General features: G+C 71.4%; 23 protein-coding genes. 12 read left to right on the plus strand and 11 right to left on the minus strand.

All coding sequences use genetic code 11. The features are described from left to right. The first annotated feature begins 138 nt into the window (after nt 1-138). The 3 genes from E1288_RS08690 (at nt 139) to E1288_RS08700 (ending at nt 4295) form a co-directional block, all read left to right on the plus strand. Entirely contained in the window at nt 139-1554 is a 1416-nt protein-coding gene (locus tag E1288_RS08690; RefSeq protein WP_132483100.1) for an L-fucose/L-arabinose isomerase family protein, read from the plus strand. Between the two features lie 222 nt (nt 1555-1776). After that, on the plus strand, nt 1777-3276 hold the full coding sequence (locus tag E1288_RS08695) for an FGGY-family carbohydrate kinase (RefSeq protein ID WP_132483102.1): 1500 nt from the start codon (nt 1777-1779) through the stop codon (nt 3274-3276). Between the two features lie 80 nt (nt 3277-3356). After that, entirely contained in the window at nt 3357-4295 is a 939-nt protein-coding gene (locus tag E1288_RS08700) for an alpha/beta hydrolase (protein ID WP_132483104.1), read from the plus strand. Between the two features lie 331 nt (nt 4296-4626). On the opposite strand, the gene E1288_RS08705 is transcribed toward E1288_RS08700, so the two are convergent. Further along, nucleotides 4627-5613, minus strand: a complete 987-nt coding sequence (locus E1288_RS08705; protein ID WP_132483106.1) for a DNA recombination protein RmuC — start codon at nt 5611-5613, stop codon at nt 4627-4629. Between the two features lie 264 nt (nt 5614-5877). On the opposite strand from E1288_RS08705, the gene E1288_RS08710 reads away from it, so the two are divergent. Further along, complete coding sequence (locus E1288_RS08710) at nt 5878-7062, plus strand: exonuclease SbcCD subunit D (RefSeq protein ID WP_132483108.1); 1185 nt, start codon at nt 5878-5880, stop codon at nt 7060-7062. Next, the gene (locus E1288_RS08715; protein ID WP_132483110.1) at nt 7059-10010 is read left to right on the plus strand and encodes an AAA family ATPase; all 2952 of its coding nucleotides are present in this window, start codon (nt 7059-7061) and stop codon (nt 10008-10010) included. The genes E1288_RS08710 and E1288_RS08715 overlap by 4 nt, the downstream gene beginning before the upstream one ends. Nucleotides 10011-10343: 333 nt before the next feature. On the opposite strand, the gene E1288_RS08720 is transcribed toward E1288_RS08715, so the two are convergent. Genes E1288_RS08720 through E1288_RS08740 form a run of 5 tightly spaced genes read right to left on the minus strand, consistent with a single transcriptional unit; the run spans nt 10344 to nt 15230 of the window. After that, the gene (locus E1288_RS08720) at nt 10344-10841 is read right to left on the minus strand and encodes a methylated-DNA--[protein]-cysteine S-methyltransferase (RefSeq protein ID WP_132483112.1); all 498 of its coding nucleotides are present in this window, start codon (nt 10839-10841) and stop codon (nt 10344-10346) included. 31 nt (nt 10842-10872) lie between these two features. Continuing rightward, complete coding sequence (locus E1288_RS08725; RefSeq protein ID WP_132483114.1) at nt 10873-12351, minus strand: AlkA N-terminal domain-containing protein; 1479 nt, start codon at nt 12349-12351, stop codon at nt 10873-10875. A gap of 33 nt (nt 12352-12384) precedes the next feature. Continuing rightward, a complete protein-coding gene (locus E1288_RS08730; protein ID WP_235883427.1) occupies nt 12385-13035 on the minus strand; it encodes a response regulator in 651 nt (216 codons plus the stop codon). A 58-nt stretch (nt 13036-13093) separates the two neighbouring features. Beyond that, nucleotides 13094-14293, minus strand: coding sequence for a sensor histidine kinase (locus E1288_RS08735; RefSeq protein WP_132483116.1), 1200 nt, complete (start codon nt 14291-14293; stop codon nt 13094-13096). Between the two features lie 7 nt (nt 14294-14300). Beyond that, the gene (locus E1288_RS08740) at nt 14301-15230 is read right to left on the minus strand and encodes a hypothetical protein (protein WP_132483118.1); all 930 of its coding nucleotides are present in this window, start codon (nt 15228-15230) and stop codon (nt 14301-14303) included. Between the two features lie 151 nt (nt 15231-15381). Here E1288_RS08740 and E1288_RS08745 point away from each other — a divergent pair, with 151 nt between their 5' ends. The 3 genes from E1288_RS08745 (at nt 15382) to E1288_RS08755 (ending at nt 16997) form a co-directional block, all read left to right on the plus strand. Then, a complete protein-coding gene (locus E1288_RS08745) occupies nt 15382-15594 on the plus strand; it encodes a hypothetical protein (RefSeq protein ID WP_132483120.1) in 213 nt (70 codons plus the stop codon). A gap of 95 nt (nt 15595-15689) precedes the next feature. After that, a complete protein-coding gene (gene ychF, locus E1288_RS08750) occupies nt 15690-16769 on the plus strand; it encodes a redox-regulated ATPase YchF (RefSeq protein WP_132483122.1) in 1080 nt (359 codons plus the stop codon). Between the two features lie 15 nt (nt 16770-16784). Continuing rightward, the gene (locus E1288_RS08755) at nt 16785-16997 is read left to right on the plus strand and encodes a hypothetical protein (protein WP_132483124.1); all 213 of its coding nucleotides are present in this window, start codon (nt 16785-16787) and stop codon (nt 16995-16997) included. Between the two features lie 33 nt (nt 16998-17030). On the opposite strand, the gene E1288_RS08760 is transcribed toward E1288_RS08755, so the two are convergent. Both E1288_RS08760 and E1288_RS08765 read right to left on the minus strand, forming a co-directional pair. Next, nucleotides 17031-17612 carry a Uma2 family endonuclease gene (locus tag E1288_RS08760; RefSeq protein ID WP_132483126.1) on the minus strand — a complete coding sequence of 194 codons (582 nt, stop codon included), beginning with the start codon at nt 17610-17612 and terminating at the stop codon, nt 17031-17033. A gap of 56 nt (nt 17613-17668) precedes the next feature. Beyond that, complete coding sequence (locus E1288_RS08765; RefSeq protein ID WP_132483310.1) at nt 17669-18019, minus strand: MerR family transcriptional regulator; 351 nt, start codon at nt 18017-18019, stop codon at nt 17669-17671. 59 nt (nt 18020-18078) lie between these two features. Between E1288_RS08765 and E1288_RS08770 the strand changes: the two genes are divergently transcribed. Continuing rightward, nucleotides 18079-19260, plus strand: coding sequence for an MFS transporter (locus E1288_RS08770; RefSeq protein WP_132483128.1), 1182 nt, complete (start codon nt 18079-18081; stop codon nt 19258-19260). Next, nucleotides 19244-19993 (plus strand): alpha/beta fold hydrolase, encoded by a 750-nt coding sequence (locus E1288_RS08775; RefSeq protein WP_132483130.1) that lies wholly within the window; start codon nt 19244-19246, stop codon nt 19991-19993. The genes E1288_RS08770 and E1288_RS08775 overlap by 17 nt, the downstream gene beginning before the upstream one ends. Before the next feature lie 45 nt (nt 19994-20038). On the opposite strand, the gene E1288_RS08780 is transcribed toward E1288_RS08775, so the two are convergent. After that, entirely contained in the window at nt 20039-20686 is a 648-nt protein-coding gene (locus tag E1288_RS08780) for a DUF6461 domain-containing protein (RefSeq protein ID WP_132483132.1), read from the minus strand. A 296-nt stretch (nt 20687-20982) separates the two neighbouring features. Between E1288_RS08780 and E1288_RS50325 the strand changes: the two genes are divergently transcribed. Both E1288_RS50325 and E1288_RS08790 read left to right on the plus strand, forming a co-directional pair. Continuing rightward, nucleotides 20983-21399 (plus strand): winged helix-turn-helix transcriptional regulator, encoded by a 417-nt coding sequence (locus tag E1288_RS50325; RefSeq protein WP_235883428.1) that lies wholly within the window; start codon nt 20983-20985, stop codon nt 21397-21399. 199 nt (nt 21400-21598) lie between these two features. Next, nucleotides 21599-22558, plus strand: a complete 960-nt coding sequence (locus E1288_RS08790) for an FAD-dependent oxidoreductase (RefSeq protein WP_235883429.1) — start codon at nt 21599-21601, stop codon at nt 22556-22558. A 5-nt stretch (nt 22559-22563) separates the two neighbouring features. Here the strand turns inward: E1288_RS08790 and E1288_RS08795 are convergent, their stop codons facing one another. After that, nucleotides 22564-22860: a 4a-hydroxytetrahydrobiopterin dehydratase gene (locus E1288_RS08795; protein WP_132483134.1), complete on the minus strand. Its 297-nt coding sequence runs from the start codon at nt 22858-22860 to the stop codon at nt 22564-22566. Nucleotides 22861-22909: 49 nt separating this feature from the next. Then, on the minus strand, nt 22910-23320 hold the full coding sequence (locus E1288_RS08800) for a GNAT family N-acetyltransferase (RefSeq protein WP_132483136.1): 411 nt from the start codon (nt 23318-23320) through the stop codon (nt 22910-22912). Nucleotides 23321-23455 lie beyond the last annotated feature (135 nt).

Here is a 23455-nt window from a genome sequence, read left to right on the forward strand (position 1 = left end):
GTCTTCTCGGCAATTCCAGCGGCGGGCTTTCCCGGTCAGGCGATCCGCAGGGAGTTCACCGGTGGCGCCCACCGACGTGCTCCTCGCCGCCGGTTCTCCAGCAGTCAACGCCGCCTGTCAGTGAACTTGGGAGGAACTGTGGCTCGCATCGGCGTCGTCAGCATTTCCGACGGTCGTGACCACGTCCACGCCCGCATCGCGGATTTCATTCGGTCCAAACAGGATTCCCTGGTCCGGTCGCTGCAAGCCGCCGGGCACGACGTGGTGGTGGGCGACGACCTGGTCGCCACCAACGCGCTCGCCACCTCGGTGGCCCGCAAGGTGGCCGCGGCCGACGTCGACGTCACCGTCTTCTACTACTCGGTGTGGACGTTCCCGCACTTCACCATGCTCGCCGCGGACGCCACCCGCAGCCCGCTGGTGCTCGTGGCCAGCACCGACCCGACCGAGCCGGGCCTCGTCGGCATGCTCGCCGCGGGCGGCGCGCTGGACCAGATCGGCCGCCGCCACACCCGCGCCTGGGGCGCGCCGGACGACGCCGAGCTGGTCGAGAAGATCGGCGTGCACGCCAAGGCGTCTGCGGCGGTGCGGTCGCTGCGCGGGTCGACGTTCGGCCGGTTCGGCGGGCGTCCGATGGGCATGAACACCGCAGTGGCCAACACCGACCAGTGGATGCGCAAGTTCGGCATCGACGTGGAGGAGATCGACCAGTACGAGCTGGTCCTGCGCGCCGACAAGGCGGACGCCGCCGAGGCGAAGAAGGCGCGCGAGTGGATCGAGCAGCACGCGGCGGGCGTGCACTACGACGGCAAGAAGCTGACGCCGGAGCTGCTGGAGCGGCAGATCCGCTCCTACCAGGCGATCCGGGACATCATCGCGGAGCGCAACCTGGACTTCTCCGGCATCAAGGCGCAGCCGGAGCTGACCGAGAACTTCGCGACCATGGACGTCACCGAGGCGTTCCTGAACGACCCGTACGACTGGAACGGGCCGAAGGAGCCGCACGTGTGCGCCACCGAGGCGGACATGGACGGCGCGCTGACCATGCAGCTGTTCAAGGCCTTGGCGGGCACCCCGGTGCTGTTCGCCGACGTGCGGCACTACCACGCCGACCGGGACATCTGGGACCTGTGCAACTCCGGCCAGCACGCCACCTGGTACGCCGCCCGCAGCGACGACCCGGCGGAGAACCTGGCGAAGGTCAACTTCTACCCGGAGGTGTTCTTCTTCCCGGCCGGTGGCGCATCGGTGCAGCACATCGCGGCCCCGGGGCAGATGACGCTGGGCCGGTTGACCCGCGAGGACGGCGAGTACCGCCTGCAGCTGATGCTCGGCGAGTTCGAGTCCTACGACGACGAGACCAACCAGACGCTGGTGAACCAGTCGACGCCGGAGTGGCCGCACGCGTTCGCGCGGCTGGACGCGCCGGGCGAGGTGTTCCTGTCGAAGTTCGGCGCGAACCACATCCACGCGGTGCCCGGCGACCACCGGGCGGCCCTGCGCGCCGTGGCGGATCAGCTGGACGTCCGCCTCGACGAGTGGACCCGGGGCTGACAACATCCCCTTCTGGTGCAGTTTCAATTGAAACCGCGGACCTCCGGGGTGTCGGACCACGACACGCCGGAGGTTGTGGACAACTCCCGCAATTTCAATGGAAATCGGAGGTTCGATTTCCATTGAAATTGCGTACCGCACCGGGGTGGGGACGGCCCGGGGCGGTGCGGTCGGGGGTCTCCGGTGTTCCAGGCGTGCGAGTTGACGAGGAGGATCGCGCAGGTGGCCGAGAAGGTGTTGCTCGGGATCGACATCGGCACGGCGAGTTCCAAGGGGGTGCTGGTCGCCACCGACGGGCGCATCATCGCCCGCGCCAGCCGGCCGCACGAGACCTCCTACCCGCATCCGGGCTGGGTGGAGCACGACGCGGAATCGGTGTGGTGGGCGGACTTCCTGGAACTGGCCCGGGAGCTGGTGCCCGCCGCCGAAGGCCGGGAGATCGCCGGTCTCGGCGTCAGCGGCATCGGCCCCGTCCTGCTGCCCGCCGACGGCGACGGGAAACCCCTGCGGCCGGCCATCCTCTACGGCGTGGACACCCGCGCGACCGAGGAGATCGCGGAGCTCACCGAGGAGTTCGGGGCGGACGAGATCCTGCGCCGGGGTGGCTCGGCACTGTCCAGCCAGGCCGTCGGGCCGAAGATCCGCTGGCTGGCCAAGCACGAGCCGGAGGTCTACGAACGCACCGAGATGCTGCTGATGTGCAGTTCCTACCTGGTGCACCGGCTGACCGGCCGGTACGTGCTCGACCACCACTCGGCCAGCCAGTGCGATCCGCTCTACGACCTGCGGGCCCGCGACTGGTCGGCGGACTGGGCGCAGCGGGTCGCTCCGGGGCTGCCGCTGCCGGAGCTGGCGTGGCCGACCGAGGTCGTCGGGCGGGTCACCGCGCAGGCGGCGGCCGAGACCGGGCTGCCGGAAGGGCTGCCGGTCACCGCTGGCACCGTCGACGCCTGGGCCGAGGCCACCAGCGTCGGCGTGCGGGAGCCGGGCGACGTGATGCTGATGTACGGCACCACGATGTTCTTCGTCCAGGTCCTCACCTATCTGCAGCCGCACCAGGCGCTTTGGGGCACCTGCGGGGCGTTCCCCGACACGTACACGCTGGCCGCCGGGATGGCGACGTCGGGCGCCGTGACGCAATGGCTGCGCGGCCTCGTCGACGGCGATTTCGCCCAGCTCGTGGAGGAAGCGAGCAAGGTGCCCGCGGGCAGCCGCGGGTTGTTGCTGCTGCCGTACTTCGCCGGCGAGCGGACGCCGATCTTCGACCCGGACGCACGCGGCATCCTGGCTGGGCTGACCACCAGCCACGGCCACGCCGAGCTGTACCGGGCCGCGCTGGAGGGCATCGGTTTCGGGGTCCGCCACAACCTGGCGGCGATGGGCGAGGCGGGCGGCACGGCCCGGCGGCTGGTCGCCGTCGGCGGCGGCACCCAGGGCGGGCTGTGGACGCAGATCGTTTCCGACATCACCGGCCAGGAGCAGCAGATCCCGGCCGAGACGGTCGGCGCGGCGTACGGCGACGCGCTGCTCGCGGGCGTCGGCACCGGCACCGCCGTCGCCCCGGACGACTGGAACCCGGTGACGCGCACCGTCCGGCCGAACCCGGAGCACACCGAGCGCTACGACGCGTACTTCGGGCACTACCGGGACCTCTACGACTCCACGGTGCGGATCGCGCACTTCCTGGCAGGTGAACAGCGCGCTGCGGACGAGCGCGACTGATCACCGAATGACGCGCCACTGATCTTGTTAAGCTCAGGCATTCGGGTGAGCTGTCGCGAGATCGGGGAGGCGCTGGGCGGATGGCGGTGACTCGGCGTGTCCTGGCGGCCTGTTTCGCCTTGGTGACGTTGGTCGCGGCCGGTTGCTCCCGGGAGTCGGACGCCGACGAAGCGCCACGGATCGACACCGCCGGCCGCGACCTCGGCGCGGCCAGCGTGCAGCGCGACCAGGTGTACGCGCAGCGCGACACCGGCGCGTTGAAGCTGGATCTGTTCCTGCCCGCGAAGCGCGAGACACCGACCCCGCTGATCGTGTACGTGCACGGCGGCGGCTGGGACGCCGGGTTTCGCACGCTGGACGCCGATCCCGCTGCGCCGGAGGCGCTAACGGCGCAGCGCCTGCTGGAACACGGCTACGCGGTGGCCACAGTGGACTACCGGTTGACCGGTGCGGCGCAGTACCCGGCGCAGGTGGTCGACGTGGCGGATGCCGTGCGCTGGCTGCAGGGGCGGGCCGGGGAGTGGCAGCTGGACGCCGACCGGGTCGGCCTGTGGGGTGCCTCGGCCGGCGGCCACCTGGTGTCGCAGCTGGGCGCGCTGACCGGGGATCCGGACAAGCCGGGCGGCGGGCTGACCGGCGTCCGGGCGGTGGTGGACTGGTTCGGGCCGACCGACATGAGCGCCGAGGCCGAGGCGGCGCATCCGCAGATGCAGGAGTACGCGCGGCGGGTGATCAAGCAGCTGCTCGGCTGCATGCCGCTGGAGTGCCCGGCGCGGGCCGAGTCGGCGAGCCCGATCAAGAACATCTCCGGGGACGAGCCGCCGTTCCTGATCCAGCAGGGCACGGCGGATTCGCTGGTCCCGCTCGACCAGAGCCTCGACTTCGTGCGGGACCTGCGCAAGCTGGGCGTCACGGCGGAGATGCACCCGTACGAGGGCCTGGACCACGGCTTCGGCCGGGGCCCGCACAACACGCTGATCGTCGACACGGTCGCGGCCTTCGTCGAGACCCACGTCTGACCGGCCCTTCCGCACAGCGGTGCACCTGTTCCCGGCGAGCCCGGGCAGGTTGATGTGCGGGCACGCGTGGGGCGTGGCCGCCTGGGCCTAGTCCGCGCGAAATCGCCACCGGTGCCAGGCACCGGGCACCTACGGGATCAGCAGGGCGGAGCCCTTCTGGAACGAGCCCTGAGATCGGCCGGCTCCTCCCGGGTCTCGTGGGGCGCCTGATTTTAGGCAAAATCGGAATCCGCCCATCGCGGCGGAGCGGTGGCTTGTGCCCTCACCTGCGGAGGTGGGTGCTTCGGGAGTTCGATCCAGCTCCAGGCCGAAGATGTGCCGGGGTGCGCGGTCAGAAGCGTTCGGTCTCCCGATCCCGGACGAGCGGCTGGGCCGCATCGAGCCCTTCCCGCGCCGGGAGCGAGCCGTTGACCAGGCCGTCCTCGTCGTGGCGGATGGTTCCGACGTCGCCGGAGCCCGCGGCTTCGGCCAGCGGCTGGACCGTGCTGCGGAACGATTCCAGCGCGTCGAGCTCGCGGCGGCGGGCCGAGACGAAGCGCTGAAGGTGCGTGCTGGAGAGGTTCACCGCCTCCACCGCGTTGGACGCCGCACGCTGGGCACGGACCGAGTGGGCGCGCACCTGCTCGATGTCCTCGGCGATCGTGCGTTCCGTCGCGGCGAACATCGACGCCGACGCCAGCACCGCGAAACCCGTTGGCCCGCAGAGGAAGACCCGCTTGCCCAGCAGCCAGGTGAGCAGCTGCGGGTCGGTGTCGAGAGCGGCGATCACGGCGGCGTCGGACGGCACGAACATGATCGAGCCGTAGATCGCGTCGGCCCACTTCTGGTAGCCCTTGCCGGCGAGTTCGGTGGCGCGGGAGCGGATGTTGCGGACGTGCACCCGCAGGGCGTCGGTGCGTTCTTCGGGGTCGTCGGTCTCCATCGCCTCGGCCCACACCGCGAGGCTCGCCTTGGCGTCCACCGGGACCTGGCGCCCGCCGCCCACGGACAGCACCATGTCGGGGCGCGCGGAGCCGCCGCCGGCGAGGTCGGTCTGCAGCGTGAAGTGGATTCCTTCGCGCAGCCCCAGCGACCGCGCGGTCTCCACGAGCACCTGCTCGCCGAGCTCGCCGCGGCCGGTGATGGAGGCGAACGCGACTTCGTAGCGCCGCAGCGCGGCCTGCTGCTCGGCGGTGCGAGCGCGCTCGGCCTCGACCATGCGCAGCGCCTCGTCGGCTCGGCGTGCACTGTCCGTGTACAGCCGCCAGATCAGCATCAGCGCTGCCGCGACCAACAGCGTCAGCACGACGACGATGGTGATCAGGACGCCGGTACCCACATGAGCTCCGTCCGGTAGTGGCAGTGGCAGCTCAAATGATGGCGGACCCGCCCGACAACATCACGCACAGCCACGCTGTGAACGCGCTGCCGTCCGTCGGCGCCGTTTTCGCTGGTCAGTTGCCGTGAGCATGTTGTGTCGCCATAGCAGCACAACACGTGCACGGGCGTTGACCTGCGGAAAGCGGTTACGAGGTGCACGACACGCCGAAGCGGCGTGGGGGGTCTGCGACCTCCGGCGGGGGGCGTCGATAGCTTGGGGTCCATGCGAGTGCTGCACACCTCCGACTGGCACGTGGGACGGACGTTCCACGGGCGAGACCTGCTCGGAGATCAGGAGGCCGTCCTGGGCGGGCTGGCCGACCTGGTCATCGAGGAGCAGGTCGACGTCGTGGTGGTCGCAGGCGATCTCTACGACCGCGCGGTGCCGTCGGGGGAGGCGGTGCAGACCTGCGTCCGGGTGCTCGGCAGGATCCGCGAAGCGGGCGCCCAGCTGGTGGTCACCTCGGGCAACCACGACTCCGCCGCCCGGGTCGGCGCGTTCGCCGAGTTCGCCGCCGCCGGCGGCCTGCACCTGCGCACCCAGATCGCCCGGCTGCACGAGCCGGTGGTGATCGACGACCGGCACGGCCCGGTCGCCTTCTACGGCATCCCGTACCTCGAACCGGACCCGGCGCGCCATGCCCTGCAGGCCTGCGCCGACGTGCCCGGGGCCAGCGCCGAGATCGAGTCGCGCGGTCACACGGCGGTGCTCACCGAAGCGATGAACCGGGTGCGCGCCGAACTGGCCGAACGTCCACAGGGGACTCGTTCGGTGGTGCTGGCGCACGCCTTCGTCACCGGCGGCGACAGCAGCGATTCCGAGCGCACCATCGCGGTCGGCGGCGTCGAGCAGGTGCCGGGCTCGGTGTTCGACGGCGTCGACTACGTCGCGCTGGGGCACCTGCACGGCCCGCAGCGGCTCGCCGAGCACCTGCGCTACTCGGGCAGCCCGCTGGCCTACTCGTTCTCCGAAGCGGCGCACCGCAAGTCGGTGTGGCTGGTCGATCTGGACGCGGACGGCCTGGCCTGCGTGGAGCGGCGCGAACTGCCGGTGCCCCGGCGGCTGGCGACGGTCCAGGGGCTGCTGGAGGACCTGCTCGCCGAGCCGGAGCACGCAGAGTTGGAGGAGTGCTACCTCTCGGCGACGCTCACCGACGAAGTGCGCCCGCTGGAGGCGATGCGGCGGCTGCAGCAGCGCTTTCCGCACGCCGTGCACCTGGAGTGGAAGCCGGCGACCGGCCGCGCGACAGCGCCGTTGCACTACGCCGAGATCGTGCGCGGCCGCGACGACCACGAGCTCGCCGCCAGGTTCGTGGCCGACTGCCGGGGCAGCGACCCCAACGATTCCGAACGCGCGCTGCTCAACGAGGCACTGCGCGCGGTCGCCGCGGCGGAGGGGGCGAAATGAGGCTGCACAGCCTGGAAGTCACCGCGTTCGGCCCGTACCGCGACCACCAGGAGGTGGACTTCGACCGGCTCGGCGGCGACGGCCTGTTCCTGCTGCACGGCGACACCGGCGCGGGCAAGACGACGCTGCTGGATGCGGTCGCCTTCGCGCTCTACGGTTCGGTGCCGGGCGCGCGCGGCGAGGTCAAGCGGCTGCGCTGCGACACCGCGAAACCCGACACCATCACCAAGGTCGTGCTGGAGCTGACGGTGCAGGGGCAGCGGCTGCGGCTGGAGCGCAGCCCGGAGTACCAGCGGCCGAAGAAGCGCGGCGACGGCTACACCACGCAGCAGGCGAAGGCCTCGCTGACCTGGGTCGACGGCGCGCCCACCGAGCAGCCGCCGGAGGGCCTGACGCGCATCGACGAGGTCGGGCGCACGGTGCAACGCCTGCTGGGCATGACGGTCGACCAGTTCTTCCAGGTCGTGATGCTGCCGCAGGGCGAGTTCGCCAAGTTCCTGCGCTCGGACACCACCGAGCGCGAGAAGCTGCTGGAGAAGCTGTTCGGCACCGAGCGGTTCGGCGAGGTCGAGCGCTGGTTCGTCGAACGCCGCCGGGAGCGCGGGCGCGGCGTCGAGGAGCAGACGCAGCGGGTCCGCGAGCTGCTCGCGCGCGTCTCGCAGGTCTCGGGCGCGGAGCCGGATGCCGACGCGGACGAGCAGAACTGGTTGGAGGACATCGAAAAGCGGTCCCTTCGCGAGATGGAGGGCACGCAGGCCGAGCACTCCCGCCTGCGGCGCGAGCGGGAGGTGGCCGACGCGAAGCTGACCGAGCGCCGCGAGCTGGCCGAGAAGGTCCGCCGGGTGCGGCAGGCCAACGCGACCCTCGCCGCGATCGGCGAACAGCAGGACCAGCACGACGCTTGGCGCGCGGAGCGGGAAGCGGCGCAACGCGCCGTCCCGGTGCTCGCGGCCCGGAATGCCGTGCTGCGGGCGGAGCAGGAGCGCGACAAAGCACGGGCTGCGGTGGCCACTGCAGCCGCGAGCTGCGAGCTGGACGCCGAAACACCGCTGGCCGAACTGCGTTCGCTCGCGGGCACCAGGCGTGAAGAAGCGGGTGGTCTCGCGCACCTGATCCCCGAGGCGCAGCAACAGGAAACCGACCGGCAGAAGCTCGCCTCCCTAGCCGATCGGCTGGCAGCGGACGAGACCCTGGAAACCGAGCTCGTCGGGCAGCAGGCCACCCTGCCCGACCGCATCGGCACCGCGCGGCAACAGGTCGAAGACGCGAAGCACGCGGAACTGCGACTGGAAACGGTGCAGGCGCGCGGCACCGAGGTCGCCGCGCTGCTGCGGACGGCGCGGGAACTGCCCGGCGCGCAAAAGGAACTCGCGTCGGCGACGGCCCGCGCGCAGCACGCCATCGACGCCCACCAGCAGGCTCGCGACCTGCTGCAAGATCTCCGGGCCCGCCGGCTCGCCGGGATGGCCGCCGAACTCGCGGCCCGGCTCTCGCCAGGCGAACCGTGCCCGGTCTGCGGCTCGGCGGAACACCCCGCGCCCGGCGAACCGGTCGGCGCCCCGGTGCGAGCCGAGGACGAGGACAACGCCCAAACCGAGGAGCAGCGCGCCGCCACCCGGCGGGAAAAGGCCACGGCAGAAGCGCAACGAGCCCAACAGCACGTCGACAACCTGGCAGAACGCCTCGGCGAGCACACCGAGGCGGACCTCGCCGCCGAACTCGCCGAGCTCAGAACCGAGCGCGACGCGCTCCAGAAAACCGCCGCGGAACTACCGCAACGCACCAAGAACCTGGCTGAGCTCGAAGAATCCACCGAGCGCCTGAACGAGCAGCTGTCGAAGGTGCGAACCCGAGCCGCGGCGGCCCGCAGCGAACAAGCATCGCTTGCGACCACAGTGGACGAACGCGAGGCCAGGCTGCGCGAAGGACGCGGCGACTTCCCGAGCATCGCCGACCGGCGAACGCACCTGCTGGACATCGCCGCCCGCCTCGAACAACTCGCAGCAGCCCGGACGAGCAGGGACGACGCCGAACACCGCCTCGCCGAACAGGAAACCGCGCTGGCCGAAGCCGCCACCGCGGCGGGCTTCGACAACGCCGCAGCCGCGCTGGCGGCCGAACGCGGCGACGACCGGATCGCCCAGCTCGCCGAGGCGCTCGCCGAGGTCGAAGAACGCGCCGCAGGCGCCCGCGCAGCGCTGTCCAGCGCGGAGCTGTTCGGCGTGGACGCAGACGCCGAGGTCGGCCTCGAAGAGGCCACCGAGGCCGCCGTCGTAGCCCGCGAAGCGGCGGAGCGCTCGGCTGCGTTGGCGCATCGCGCCGAGCAGCGGCAGCGCGACATCGCGCAGCTCGCGGAGCGGCTGCGCGGAGCGTGGGCGGAGCTCGGGCCGGCGTTGGCGGAGCACGCCGAGCTGGAGGCGTTGGCGGACGTGGTCAACGGACGCGGGCAGAACGCGCGGAAGATGTCCTTGCGCGCGTACGTGCTGGCCGCGCGGTTGGAGGAGGTGGCCATCGCGGCCACCCGGCGGCTGCAGCGGATGAGCGGCGGCCGGTACTCGTTCGTGCATTCCGATGCGGCCGGGGCGCGGGGCACCCGTGGCGGGCTCGGACTGGACGTGCTCGACGACTACTCCGGGAAGGTCCGGCCCGCGAAGACGCTCTCCGGCGGCGAGTCGTTCCTCGCCTCGCTTTCGCTGGCGCTCGGGCTGGCCGATGTCGTCGCCGCCGAGACCGGCGGTGCGCTGCTGGACACGTTGTTCATCGACGAGGGGTTCGGAACGCTCGACGCCGACACCCTCGACCTGGTGATGGACACCCTCGACGACCTGCGGGCCGGCGGCCGGGTCGTCGGCCTCGTGTCCCACGTCGAGGAGATGCGCCAACGGATCTCGGTGCGCCTCCGCGTCCGCAAGTCCCGCGACGGCTCCACCCTGGAACTCCAGACCTGACCGTCCCGGGCACCGCGCCCCCGCCCGGTTTCAGAAGCCGTTTCAGAACGGCTCCCCCGGCTGATCCCGAAGGTGCCTGGCACCTGCGCCGATTTCGCGCGAAATCGCCACCCCGACCCACGTGGAGCGGCGATTTCGCGCGAAATCGGCGCCCTGCGTCCTACGCGTGCCCGCGCACCATCCGGAACGGCCCTTGGGCAGGGTTGGGACCGTGCGCCCGCCGTGCTCCGCGGGTGAGGCTTCGATTCAGGCGAAATTGGAGCCTCGTTTCTCCCGGCGCCCTCCGGAAGTGGGTTCCCGAGTTCAGGCAGGATCGAGCACCAGTCGGGCCGGTCAGGCGGTGGTCTCGTGGTCGAGGAGCCAGCGCTTGGCCGGGAGACCCCAGCGGAAGCCGCCCAGCGAGCCGTCGCTGCGCAGCACCCGGTGGCACGGCACGAACAGCGCCGCCGCGTTGCGGGCGCAGGCTGCTGCCGCTGCTCGGAACGCTTGGGGGCGGCCCGCCAGCGCGGCTAGTTCCGCGTAGCTCACGGGTTCACCGGCCGGGACCTTCCGCAGCACCTGCCAGGCGTGTTCGAGGAACTCCCCGGAGCGCTGCCGCACCGGAATCGCGTCGACCGCGCGCAGGTCGCCGGCGTGGTAGTCGCGGATCGCGCGGGTGACCGCGCCGAGATCCGTTGCTTCGCGCGGTCCTTCGGGCAGGAGCTCGCGGGACACCAGCGGCACGAGCTCGTCCAGGCGGGCCGTCCAGCCGGAGGCGAGGACGGCACCGTCGGCGTCGACCACGGCGGTGAACGGACCAGCCGGAGTGTCCTCAGTGGACCATGTGATCATGCTTCGCTCCAATGTTCCTGCGGCGGCCGGGTCACGAAGCGAGCTGCAGCTGCGGCGTGCCGCTGGCCGCCGCCTCCCACAGGAGCACTCCGGCGTAGGAGCGCCACGGGCTCCAGTGCCGCGCATGCGCTTCGATCGCCGCCGGGTCTTCGGACAGCCCGAGGGCCCCCGCGCCCCGTCGCAGCGCGAGATCACCGGTCAGCAGCACATCCGGCGAACCCAGCACGCGCATGGCGACGTAGCTCGACGTCCACGGGCCGATGCCGCAGATGCTCTCCAGATCTTCCCGCAGCTCGGCTTCGTCTCGTCCGGTGTGCAGCGCGAGGCTTCCGTCGGCGACGGCCGCCGCGACAGCGCGGACGGTTTCCGCCCGCCGCCGCGGCCCGGGCAGGACCTCCAGCGCTCGCTCCGCGAGGACCTCCGGCGTCGGGAAGAGCGTCGTCACCGCACCTTCCGGGTGGGCCAGCGGCTCGCCCAGCGCGGTGACGAGGCGCTCCGTCGTCTTGCGCGCCGCCGCCACCGAGATCTGCTGGCCGATCACGGCGCGGACCAGGACCTCCAGCCCGTCGACGCTGCCCGGCACCCGAACCCCGGGCGTCTGCGCGACGGCCGGCCGCAGCGCCGGGTCGGCGCCGAGCGCTTCGCCGATCGCGGCCGGATCGGCGTCGAGGTCGAGCAGGCGCCGCAGCCGGGACACCGCGCTGCCGAGATCGCGCAGGTCCGTGAGTCTCAGCGTGCAGGCGACGTACTTCTCGTGCGGTCGGAGCGTGGCGATCCCGGTGCCGTACGGCAGGCGCAGCGCACGCGTGTAGTGGTCCGGCCCGGCATCTTCCAGGCCGGACAGCGCTCGTTCGCCGAGGAACCGCAGCACGCCGGCCACATCGCAGGGAGCCCGGAACGGCAGGCGCAGCTGGACGGCACCGGCGCTGCCGCGGACCGCGCTGCGCCGCTGCGCGCGGCCGCGCATCTCCGTCGGGGTCACGCCGAAGACCTCGCGCAGCGTGTCGTTGAACTGGCGCAGGCTCGAGAATCCGGCCGCGAACGCCACGTCGCCGAACGGGATCGTGGTGGTCTCGATCAGGATCCGCGCCGAATGCGCGCGGTGCGCCCGCGCCAGCCCGAGCGGCCCGGCGCCGAGTTCGGCGGTGAGCACCCTGGTCAGGTGGCGTTCCGAGTAGCCGAGCTGGTCGGCGAGCCCGCGCACGCCGCAGCGGTCCACGACGCCGTCGCTGATCAGCCGCATGGCGCGGCCGGCGAGATCGGCGCGCAGGTTCCACTCCGGCGACCCCGGCACGGCGTCCGGCAGGCATCGGCGGCAGGCCCGGAAGCCGGCGGCCTGCGCGGCGGCGGCCGTCGGGAAGAACAGGCTGTTGTCGGGCTTGGGCGTGCGTGCCGGGCACGACGGGCGGCAGTAGATGCGCGTGGTGCGCACGGCATGGATGAAGCAGCCGTCGAAACGTGCATCGCGCGAGGCCACGGCCCGGAGTGCTTCCTCTGTTCCCACCAGCATGTCTCCGATGGTGCCAGCGGACCGGAGCCGGTACTAGCGGGAATCGGACACGCTGATGAAGCCCGATTCGTAGGCGAACACGACCGCTTGCGTGCGGTCCCGGGCGCCGAGTTTGGCCAGCACGTTGCCGACGTGGGTCTTGACGGTCTGCACGCCGATGAACAGCTCGGCGGCGATCTCGCCGTTGGACATCCCGCGCGCCACCAGGCGGAGGATCTCGGCTTCCCGCTCGGTGAGCTCGACCTGCGGGCGGCTCGCGCGGTGCGGCGCGGCCAGCCGGCGGATCGCGGCCGGGAACAGCAGCGATTCGCCGCGCGCGGCGATCCGGATTGCCTGCGCGAGCTCCTCGGGCTGGCAGCGCTTGAGCAGGAACCCGGTCGCGCCGGCGCGTAGCGCGCCGTAGACGTGGTCGTCGTGCTCGAAGGTGGTGATCACGACGATGCTCGGCGGTTCCGGCACCGAATCCAGGATCGCGGTGGTGGCCTGGATCCCGTCGATGCCGGGCATCCGGACGTCCATCAGCACGACGTCCGGCCGCAGCCGCCGCACCAGCGGGACGACCTCGGCGCCGTCGGCGGCCTCCCCGACGACGGTCAGGTCGGGCTCGGCATCGATGAGGGCCCGCAGCCCGGAACGGATCAGCGGCTCGTCGTCGACGACCAGCACGGTCGTGGCTTCGCTCACGCCGCCGAGCGTATTGCGCCTCGCCCCGCCCCGGGCACGTACCAGTGCGGACAGCGGTTTACCAGGGGAGACGCACGTGGAGCCGCCAGTCGTCGCCGTGCGCGGCGCCTTCGGCGTGGCCGCCGAGCGCCTTCGCTCGGCACTTGATGCCGCTCAGGCCCAAGCCGTGGCCGGGCGTCGACGTCGAGCCCAGGGGGTTGGTGATCTCCAGCTCCAGTGCACCGGAGTCGATGGTGATCCGCACCGCGGCCTCCGCCCGGCCCGCGTGGCGCAAGGCGTTGGAGAGGCCCTCGCGCACCGCGCGGTAGGTCTCGCGGCCCACCTGCGGCGGGACCTGGCTCGGGTCGCCCCGGACTTCGAGGCGCACCGCCAGACCGGCCAGCTCGGTGGCGCGGACCAGGCCGTCGAGGTCGGCCAGGCCCGGGTCGTCCGAAGTGGAGGATCGCAGGCTGCCCAGCGCGCGATCCAGGTCGGCGAGGGCGGTTCGCGTCGAATCCGCGATCACCGCGAGCGCCTCCCGGGCGAAGGCGGGGTCGCTGTCCAGCACCCGGTTCGCCGCACTCGCTTGCAGCGCAACGACGTTCAGCACGTGTCCGACCGAGTCGTGCAGCTCGGAGGCGATCCGGTTCCGATCGGACAGCTCCTCGACCTGCCGCCGCAACCGCTCGTGCTCGGACGGGCCCAGCAATGCCGGGGCGAGCCGGGCCAGCGCTGCGGCGACCGCCGCGACCAGGTAGAAGCCCGCGACGATCAGGCCCGCGCCGCCCAGCGGTGCCCACCACTGCCCGATGCCGAACGCCCGGTACAGCGGGATGCCGGTGAGCTCGGGCGGCAGGTGCACCAGGGGATCGGCGAGCAGGACCAGGATGAACGGCGGCACGATCAGCGTCAGCAGGCCGACGCCGGAGCCGAGCACCAGGTGGACGACGAGCCAGCAGACGGTCCGCCACCGGTCCGGCCAGGTGACGGCGGTGCTCGTTTCCGGCAGCCCGAGCAGCGCCTTCGCGGCGGCCCCCGACAGCGACCTCGTCGCCGGCAGCAACCCGGTGGCCACCACGGCGAGCACGACGAACGCGCCCTGCGCGATGCCGACCACGACAGGCGGCAGGCCAGGTCCGATTTCGGGGCCCAGCAGCGGCCCGAGCACCAACCCGGCCACCGCCAGGTACGGGACGGCCAGGACGGCGCCGAGGATCAGATGCACCCACCGGCGGTACGTGGCTCGCCCGGTGAACGGTCTGATCAGGCGGGACGGCATGGCCACATCATCCCTGCGCGACCGGCACGCGAGCGCAGGTTCCGCACGGCTTGCGGCGCGTCGCCCGCTGGTACAGGTAGACGGACGGCCCGAGCACCAGCGCCCAGCACATCCAGCTCACGTAGAACAGCGCCCCGGGCCAGTAGTGCATCCCGGGGATCGGGTTCGCCGACGACGTGCCGGAGATCAGGTCGGCGATCACGTCGGCGAAGCCGGTCGGGCCCATCGTGAAGAGCAGCCCGGCGCCGAACCAGCCGCCGAAGAGCAGCAGGCCGCGCGGAGTCGGGCGACCCGCCAGGCCGGGGACCCAGCCCGGCCAGATCCGCCCCCACCGGTGCACGAGGGCCAGCGAGAGCACGATGCCGACCAGCGCGGCGGGCACGACCAGCCACCCGCTGGTGAACCCGTCCCTGGCCGGGTCCGGGTAGTCCAGCCCGATCGTGCCGCCCAGCGCCCAGGCGGTCTTGATCACCGGATAGGGCAGTGCGAACAGGACCCCGAGGTATCCGAGCCAGCGCGGCGGTGGTGCGGCCGGGCCGCCGCAGCGGCCGCAAGCCCCGGCGAGCGCCCGGACCCGCAGGACCGTCGCGCGGAACAGCAGGATCGCGCTCGTCAAGGCGAAGGCGCGGGTGGCGAACATCGGCCAGTCCGGCCCGAAGCCCATCAGCCCGAACAGCCGCAACAGGTCGAACAGGATGCCGCCGGATGCCCAGAGCAGCAGCATCACGGCCCCGCCGTTGATCGCGACGATCGCGCGGCGGGCTCGCAGCGGCGACATCAGCAGCGCTGCGCCGAGCACGCCGGCAGCTGCGGCCAGCGGGGTCGCCCAGCTCGGCAGCTCGAAGAGGACGCGGCTGCGCGGCAGGAAGTGCCGTGATTCGAAGTCGAGGAAGGTCAGGGCCGACGCGATCAGCGCCGCCCGGCTCGGCTTGAGCATCTGCGCTCCTGGTGGCTCGGTTGAACTCACCGGCAATGCTCGGGATCTCGCGGCCCGTGAACCTCCCGCCCGGGCTGGGGCGGCCTCCCTCGCGCGGGGGATTTCGATCGAGGAGGGTGCATTTTGCGCGTTTCATCCCTATCGTCGCGGCATGGCTCAAACGAAGATCAGCACCAGGCGTGGCTTCAAGGTCCTCGGTGCCGCTACGGGCGCCGCGCTCGCCCTAGTGGTCACGGCCGGGTGCAACGACCCGGCGCCCGCCCCGGAACAGCAGCAGGAGCAGCAGCAGGACGGCGACGACCAGCAGCAGGGCGACCAGCAGGACGGCGGCGACCAGCAGGGCGGCGAGCAGGACGACGACTGACGACGCGGGGCGCGGGTGCACCCCGGCTGTGCATCCGCGCACCCCCGCGCGACCGGCCCCGATGCCGCCGCGAGCGAGCACCTAGACTTCGGGGTGTGAGTCTCACCCTCGGAATCGTCGGGCTGCCCAACGTCGGCAAGTCCACCCTGTTCAACGCGTTGACCAGCAACGACGCTCTCGCGGCGAACTACCCGTTCGCCACCATCGAGCCGAACGTCGGCGTGGTGCCGCTGCCGGACGAGCGGCTGGACAAGCTCGCCGAGGTCTTCAGCTCGGCGAAGACGGTGCCCGCCACGGTGTCGTTCGTCGACATCGCAGGCCTGGTCAAGGGGGCCTCCGAGGGGCAGGGGCTGGGCAACAAGTTCCTCGCCAACATCCGCGAGGCCGACGCGATCTGCCAGGTCATCCGGGTCTTCGACGACCCCGACGTGGTGCACGTCGACGGCCGGGTCGACCCGTCCAGCGACATCGAGACGATCAACACCGAGCTGATCCTGGCCGACCTGCAGACCCTGGACAAGGCGCTGCCGCGGCTGGAGAAGGAAGCCCGCACCCACAAGGACAAGCGGCCGGCCCTGGAGATCGCCCAGCAGGCCAAGGAGATCCTCGACTCCGGCCAGACCCTGTTCGCCGTGGGCCTGGGCAAGGACACGCCGGACCTGCGCGAGCTCAACCTGCTGACCACCAAGCCGTTCCTCTACGTGTTCAACGCGGACGAGGGCGTGCTGGCCGACGAAGCGAAGCAGAAGGAACTGCGCGACCTGGTCGCGCCCGGCGACGCGGTGTTCCTGGACGCCAAGGTCGAGGCGGAGCTCAAGGAGCTGGACGAGGAGTCCCAGCGCGAGCTGCTGGAATCGATCGGCCAGGCGGAGCCGGGCCTGAACGCGCTGGCCCGCGCGGGCTTCCACACGCTGGGCCTGCAGACCTACCTGACGGCCGGGCCGAAGGAGGCGCGGGCCTGGACGATCCGCCAGGGCTGGACGGCGCCGCAGGCGGCCGGGGTGATCCACACCGACTTCGAGCGCGGCTTCATCAAGGCGGAGATCGTCTCCTTCGCCGACCTGATCGCGGCGGGCACGATGGCGGAGGCCAAGTCGGCGGGCAAGGTCCGCATGGAGGGCAAGGACTACGTCATGACCGACGGCGACGTCGTGGAGTTCCGCTTCAACGTCTGACCTCGGGGGCGGGAAGTGGGCCTGGAAGACGACCCCTTCGCGTACGCGGTGACGAAGTCCGGAAGCGTGCGGGTGAGCCGGGGAGGCCGCGTCGTGGCGACGGTCTCCGGCGCCCGCGCGCAACGCTTGATCGCGTCGCTCGGCGTCAGCGAGGAGTCCGACCAGCTGCTCCTCGCGAAGGTGACCGGCAACTACAAGCGCGGCAACGAACGCCGACCGACGGCCTGACCTGACGCCCGACGCACAACGCCGACCCGGCTGCTAGCGGGGGCGGCGTGGGGTGAGCCGGTCCAAGTCGATGCTGATCTCGAACGGTACTGGCCGCTGGAGGGCGCTGCGGAAAATGCCTGCCGGGGCGTAGATGCCGGTCGGCCCGTCGAGTTCGTAGACGTGCACTGCCGCTGATGCGTCCTCGTCCTCGACGTACCAGTAGTGCCGGATGCCCGCGTCGGCGTACTTGCGCAGCTTGACCGTTCGGTCGCGATGTGCCGACTCGGGCGAGACGACCTCCACCACGAGCAGCACGTCCTGCGGCTCGTACCAGGTCCGGTCCGGGTCGAACGGGGCCGTGGTGACCAGCAGGTCGGGCTCGGGCCTGTTGCGCGCGTCGAGCCGGATCGTCATCTCCCGCTCGACCTCGATGCCGACGGGGGCCTGGCGGGAGAGCTCTACGGTCAGGCCGGTGACGAGACGGCCGTGCCAGGACCGCTGCGGGATCGTCCTGAAGACGAGGGCTCCGTCGATCAGCTCGGTGTGCCGAGGTGCCTCGGGGAGGCGGTCCAGATCCTCCGCGAACCAGCCTTCAGCGCGCGGCGGGCGCATCCGGTCGGGAAGCGTGGTCATGGGTCAACGGTAGCGAGTCGGCGCGGTCCGGGCCCCGAGCTACGGCAGGAGCTTGGCTACCGGTCGGTGGCTACGAGGTAGGTGGCGAGGGCCGTTCTGGTTTGTTGGAGGCACGCCAGGCGGTCGTCTATCGCCGCCAGTTGGGTTCGGAGGGTGGCCACGAGGTTCGGGCACGGTTCGAGGACCGGTAGCTCGCCCCTCGCGCAGGGCAGGACCGTGCGGATCATCTCCGTGTTCAGGCCCGCCGCCAGCAGGTTCCGGATCTGCGCGACGACCGTCACCGCTTCCTCGCGGTAGTAGCGGTAGCCGCTCGGCGCTCGCTCCGAGGTGAGCAGGCCCTGTTGTTCGTAGTAGCGCAGCCGGCGCTGGCTGACGCCGCTCCGGCGGGACAGCTCGCCGATCTTCATGAGATCCGGCTCACGCGTCGTTGACTCTGACATCACTGTCAAACTCTAGCGTCGGTGGCATGCGAAGTCAGCGAAGTGGTTGGGCACTGGTGGCGCTGATGGCCTGCGTGTTCGCCGTGGGATCCGCCGAGTACGCGGTGATCGGCGTCCTGCCGGACATCGCGGCGGACCTGCGCGTGTCGGTCGGTACGACTGGCCTGCTCGTCACCGGCTACGCGCTGACGGTCGCGCTGGCCGGGCCGGTGGTCACCGCCGCGACCACGCGGCTGCCGCGGAAAGCGCTGCTCGTCGGCCTGATCGTCGTGTTCACCGCGGGCAACGTGCTGGCTGCGGTCGCCGGCGCCTTCGGACTGGTGATGATCGCTCGGGTGCTCGCGGCGCTCGTGCACTCGACCTTCTTCGCCGTCGGCCTGGTGCAGGCCGTGTCGGTGGTGGGGGAGGAGCGTCGCGGTTGGGCGATTGCGGTGGTGAGCGCCGGGCTCAACCTGGCGACCGTGCTCGGCGCGCCGCTGGGCACGTTCATCGGCCACGAGCTCGGTTGGCGCGCCACGTTCTGGGCGATCGCCGCGTTGAGCCTGGTGGCCACGGTGGTCGTCGCGGTCGCCGTGCCGTCGTCGCGGGCGGCCGGGACCTCTTCGGTGCGGGCGGAGATCAGGGCGCTGGGCAGTCGCGAGGTGCTCGTGGTCGTCGTGGTCACCGTGCTCACGCAGATCGCCCTCTTCACGCCGTACACCTACATCGCCACGATCCTCACCGGCGTCTCCGGTTTCGGGGCCGGGGCGGTGGCCTGGTTGCTGATGGCGTTCGGCGTGGGCGGGCTGCTGGGGAACCTGGTGGGCGGCCGGTTGGCAGACCTGCGGCCGTGGGGTTCGGTTCGCGGGCTCCTCGCCGGAATGGCCGTCGTGCTCGGGGTTTTCGGCCTGGTCGTGCGGGATCCGGTGGCTGCGGCGGTGGGGGTCTTCGTGCTCGGGGCGGTGAGCTGCGCGCTGATCCCGGCGTTGCAGGCCCGGGCGTTCGCTGCGGCAGCGGGCGCGCCGACCCTGACGGTCGCCGTGAACACCTCGGCTTTCAACCTCGGCAACGCCGGCGGTGCGTGGATCGGTGGCCGGGTGCTCGACGGCGGTGCTGGGCCGTACTGGCTCATCGGGATCGGAATTTTCGCCGCGCTGGCCGCGTTGGCGGCCACCGGTGTTCGGCGAACGGTTGATGTGAAAGGAAAGATCGATGTCTCTGTCCGTTGAGGTGCGTGGTTCCGGGCCCGGGCTGTTGCTGGCCCACGGCGCTGGTGGGTCGGCTGCGGCGAACTTCCCGTTCATCGACGAGCTCGCCGGGAAGCGCACGGTCGTCGCGCCGGACTACCCGGGCTCGGGTGGGACGCCGAAGGCCGAGCAGCCGCTCGAACTGGACCGGCTCGTCGACGAGGTCGTCGCGTCGGCGGTCGACGCGGGCGTGGAAACCTTTGGCGTGCTGGGCTATTCGATGGGCACGACGGTCGCCGTCCGGGCCGCCGTGCGATACCCGGAGCGCGTCACGTCGCTGGTGCTCACTGCCGGATTCGCCGCCGCCGACCGGCACTTCCGGCTCAACCTGGACCTCTGGCAGCAGCTGCTCGACGGCCCGGACCGGGAAGCGCTCGCGCGATTCGTGCTGCTGAACTGCTTCAGCCCGGCGGCGCTGAACTCCATAGACGACTGGGACGAGGTGTTCCGAGGCACCGCCGACGGCGTGCCGGTCGGCACCGGCGATCACCTCGACCTGCTGCGCACCGTCGACGTCCGCGCCGACCTGCCGAAGATCTCCGTGCCGACGCTGGTCGTCGCGACCACCCGGGACACCCTGGTGTCGCCGCACAACTCAGGCGAGCTCGCCGCGAAGATCCCCGGCGCGCGGCTGGTCGAGGTCGACTCCGGGCACCTCATCGGCGCGGAGAACCCGAAGCCGTGGCTCGCGGCGATCCAGGACTTCCTGGGCTGAGCTTCGCGCTGACCGCAGTTCGGCGCCCCGGCCACCCGCGCGGGGTCAGCCGAACGGTGTGGCCAGTAGCGGGATTCGGCGCAGGTCTTCGACCGTGCATCGCAGGCCGGCGAGAGCGCAGATAGCGCGCATGCAGATGTCGTAGTCGGGTTCACCAGGATCGAGGTAGTCGTGTTCGACGGTGCCGGCCGCTTCGAACGCTGCGCGCAGTTCGGCCGGCATGCCGGGCAGATCCTTCTCCAGGTCGAGGTCGTCGACGTTGATCCAGGCAAGCTCCTTCCCGTCGACGGCGTAGGTGAGGCTGGCGTCGGCGTTGATGGAGAACATGCTCGTGGCCGCTACGCGACCGTTGGCGGACAGGGCGGTTGTGTCATCGTCGCCGACGGTGTACCCCGCGTCGTCGTACACGAATGTCCACGCACCGATACGTCCTGCCAGCAGCGTCGCACCGGCGCCGGGTTCGGCGCCGAGGGCCGCGGCCGGGAGGGAGGTCCACTCGTCCGGCTTGCTTCCGGGCAGCTCGCACGGCCGGAACAACCGGGGTTTGGCGCCTAGCGCTTCCAGCGCGTCCGCAGGTTCGAGGTCGCGGACCACGTGCACGGCGTGGTTCGGGTCGTCGCTGGCCAACTGGGTGATCCAGATGGGTATTCCCTCTCCGTCGAGCGTGTCCGGCGGAAATCCGGGCGTTGGCATGTGACCTCGTTTCCTGGCCTCGTGCGTGGTACCGCCAGGTATTCTCTTGCGCGCCGCCGGAGCCACCAAGAGACGAAGGGGCAGAGTCGGATGGCCAGGGGACTCCCTTTCAACTGCGGAGCAAGGAATCTTTGATCGCGATCCTCGGGTGACCCTGACGTCCACTTCTCCGGGCAGCTCCTCGGACTCGAACTCCGCAATGAGGTGTGTTTCTCGGATGCTCAGAGCGGTTGCGCCTTCGCGGAAGAAGCGCCACAGAACGTCGTCACCTTGGCACCACTCTGACCTCGTCGCCGGTGGCCTCGACGACTCCGGCGGCATCCCCGCCGATCCCGATGACCTCGCGCGGGGAGCAGGCCCGCATCGGTGAGCGCACCGGTCCGGGTGGCCAGGTCGACCGGGTTGACCGTGGCCGCCGCCACCCGGATCAGGACCTGCCGCGGCCCGGCCTCGGGCCCGGCCACCTCCGCGATCTCCATATCGCCGGCTTCAGCCAGAAGATGCTCACCCAGACCTTGCGGAACCTCGAACGGGACGGACTCGTGACCCGCGCCGTGACTCCCTCGGCCCCGGTTCGCGTCGACTACGCGCTCACCGGGCTGGGGGAGAGCCCGCTGCCGGTGGTGCAGGTGGCCAAGGCCTGGGCGAATCCCACATCGACGAGATCCACAGGGCCCGCGCCGCCTACGACAGCCGCTGAACAACCCCGTTGACCAGCGCGAACCGGTGGCTCGACGCTCCCCTCGGTCCCAGGTGGTCCTCTGTGGAGCGAGGCGGCGCCGTGCCGGTTCGATCGGCGAGCCCCACTTCCGGTTCGCAATGCAGTTCGGTCGAGTTCCGGCCGCTGACGCCTGAGCCGAGCGGCGCGTTCGAGGCCGTCGAGTTCGCCGGTGGACTGCTAGCGTGTTGAAGATGACCGCAGATCCGGTGCTGGTGATCGGCGCGGGCGTGCAGGGCCTGACCACCGGGGTCGTCCTCGCCGAGGCGGGCCGGCGCGTGCGCATCCGCACCGCCGACCGGCCGCAGGACACCACTTCCGCGGTCGCGGGCGCGATGTGGGGCCCGGCGATGCTGCGGCCCGCCGACCGGGTGCTGTACTGGGTGACCAGGTCCCACGCCGAGTTCACCGCGCTCGCCCGCGACGAGGACTCCGGCGTGCACCTGGCCGCGGGGCGGATGGCGGCGCGGTTCGACCTCGGCGACTCGGTCCCGCCCGAGGCGAGGCTGATCCCCGACCTGCGCCCCTGCACACCCGAGGAACTGCCGGACGGGTTCGTCAGCGGCTACCGCGCGACCGTGCCGCTGATCGACATGCCGCGCTACCTCGACCACCTGGTGGCCCGGTTCCGCGACGCCGGCGGTGACCTGCGGCTCAGCCCCGTCCCGACGCTGGCCGAGGCGGTCGCCGAATCCGCGACGGTGGTCAACTGCACCGGCGTCGGCGCGCGGGAACTCGTCGGCGACCCCGGCGTCCACCCGGTGCGCGGCCAGCACGTCGTGGTGCGCAACCCGGGGATCGACGAGTACTTCATCGAGCTCAGCGACTCCGGCGAGTTCACCTCGTACATGCCGCACGGCGACCGCGTCGTGCTCGGCGGCGTCGCAGGCGAACAGGACTGGAACTGCACGCCCCGCCGCGAGGACAGCGAGGGCATCCGGCGCCGGTGCGCCGCGGTGGAGCCGCGGCTGGCCGACGCCGAAGTGCTCGCGGAACTGGTCGGGCTGCGGCCCGGCCGGGAATCGGTGCGGGTGGAAGTCGAGCACTACGAAGGCGCGCGGATCATCCACAACTACGGCCACGGCGGTTGCGGCGTCGCGCTGTCCTGGGGATGCGCCTTCGAGGCCGCCGACCTCGCGGAAGAGATCGGCTGAGCCGCTCAGGGCCTGAGCTGCTCCACGACGTTGTCGATCTCCTGGGCGAGCGACGTGTCGTTGGCCGTGATCCCGCCCTTCGAGTGCGTGGTGCAGTAGAACGTCACGGTGCGCCAGCGGATGTCCATGTCCGGGTGGTGGTTCTCGCTCTCGGCAATCTCGGCGATCCGGTTCACCGCCTGGATCGCCTGCGGGAAGTTGCCGAACTCGACGGTGCGGGTCAGCTTGACGCCGGACTGGGTCCACTCCGGTAGGTGCTGGAGCGCTTCGGCGACCTGGTTATCGGTGAGCAGTTCCGTCATACCGACATGGTGGAGGTTCGGCGCTCCGACCTCCACCCGGCGCCGCTCGCTAGATGCGTCGCGGACGCTCCAAGTAGGTGCTATCCGGATCGGTGAAGCCGTAGCCGCGGTAGAGGCCGTGCGCGTCGTCGGTGTGCAGCATCCAGCGGAAGTCGCGGCCGGGGCCATCCTCGATCATGCCCTGCACCAGGGCCTTGCCGATGCCGTGACCGCGCGCCTCCGGGAGGACGAACACGTCGGCCAGGTACGCCATGCCCACCCCGTCGGAGAACGCTCGTGCGAAGCCGATCAGCCCGCCGTCCGGCTTCCGGTAGGCGCCGACGACGCGCCAGGCCAGGTCGATCTGCTTGTCGAAATCCGCCCGCTTGCGCCACTTGCCCCAATACGCCTGCGTGGAAAGGAATTCCCACACCGCGTCGCGATCGACCCTGGCCCGCGAATCGTCCACCTCGAACTCCATACCCCGAGCGTATCGGCCCGGCCAACCGAGTTAGCCGGACAGCTGGGGGGCCGTGCCGCTCGGTGGCCCCGGGTGGCGCTTTCGCGCGAAAGCGGCGCCCGGCAGGCGCGCGAACGCCGTTTTCGCGCGAAAGCG

It is taken from the genome of Saccharopolyspora elongata, from assembly GCF_004348985.1.
In the GTDB taxonomy this organism is placed as follows: domain Bacteria; phylum Actinomycetota; class Actinomycetes; order Mycobacteriales; family Pseudonocardiaceae; genus Saccharopolyspora; species Saccharopolyspora elongata.

Bases quoted from the DNA above. Each gene is read 5' to 3' on its own strand.
- E1288_RS08720 (WP_132483112.1), bottom strand. From the start codon at position 10,841: ATGATCACATGGTCCACTGAGGACACTCCGGCTGGTCCGTTCACCGCC.
- E1288_RS08725 (WP_132483114.1), bottom strand. From the start codon at position 12,351: ATGCTGGTGGGAACAGAGGAAGCACTCCGGGCCGTGGCCTCGCGCGAT.
- E1288_RS08760 (WP_132483126.1), bottom strand. From the start codon at position 17,612: ATGACCACGCTTCCCGACCGGATGCGCCCGCCGCGCGCTGAAGGCTGG.
- E1288_RS08800 (WP_132483136.1), bottom strand. From the start codon at position 23,320: ATGGAGTTCGAGGTGGACGATTCGCGGGCCAGGGTCGATCGCGACGCG.
- E1288_RS08715 (WP_132483110.1), top strand. From the start codon at position 7,059: ATGAGGCTGCACAGCCTGGAAGTCACCGCGTTCGGCCCGTACCGCGAC.
- E1288_RS08735 (WP_132483116.1), bottom strand. From the start codon at position 14,293: ATGCCGTCCCGCCTGATCAGACCGTTCACCGGGCGAGCCACGTACCGC.
- E1288_RS08745 (WP_132483120.1), top strand. From the start codon at position 15,382: ATGGCTCAAACGAAGATCAGCACCAGGCGTGGCTTCAAGGTCCTCGGT.
- E1288_RS08765 (WP_132483310.1), bottom strand. From the start codon at position 18,019: ATGAAGATCGGCGAGCTGTCCCGCCGGAGCGGCGTCAGCCAGCGCCGG.
- E1288_RS08780 (WP_132483132.1), bottom strand. From the start codon at position 20,686: ATGCCAACGCCCGGATTTCCGCCGGACACGCTCGACGGAGAGGGAATA.
- E1288_RS08795 (WP_132483134.1), bottom strand. From the start codon at position 22,860: ATGACGGAACTGCTCACCGATAACCAGGTCGCCGAAGCGCTCCAGCAC.
- E1288_RS08740 (WP_132483118.1), bottom strand. From the start codon at position 15,230: ATGCTCAAGCCGAGCCGGGCGGCGCTGATCGCGTCGGCCCTGACCTTC.
- E1288_RS08790 (WP_235883429.1), top strand. From the start codon at position 21,599: ATGACCGCAGATCCGGTGCTGGTGATCGGCGCGGGCGTGCAGGGCCTG.
- E1288_RS08775 (WP_132483130.1), top strand. From the start codon at position 19,244: ATGTCTCTGTCCGTTGAGGTGCGTGGTTCCGGGCCCGGGCTGTTGCTG.
- E1288_RS08770 (WP_132483128.1), top strand. From the start codon at position 18,079: ATGCGAAGTCAGCGAAGTGGTTGGGCACTGGTGGCGCTGATGGCCTGC.
- E1288_RS08700 (WP_132483104.1), top strand. From the start codon at position 3,357: ATGGCGGTGACTCGGCGTGTCCTGGCGGCCTGTTTCGCCTTGGTGACG.
- E1288_RS08710 (WP_132483108.1), top strand. From the start codon at position 5,878: ATGCGAGTGCTGCACACCTCCGACTGGCACGTGGGACGGACGTTCCAC.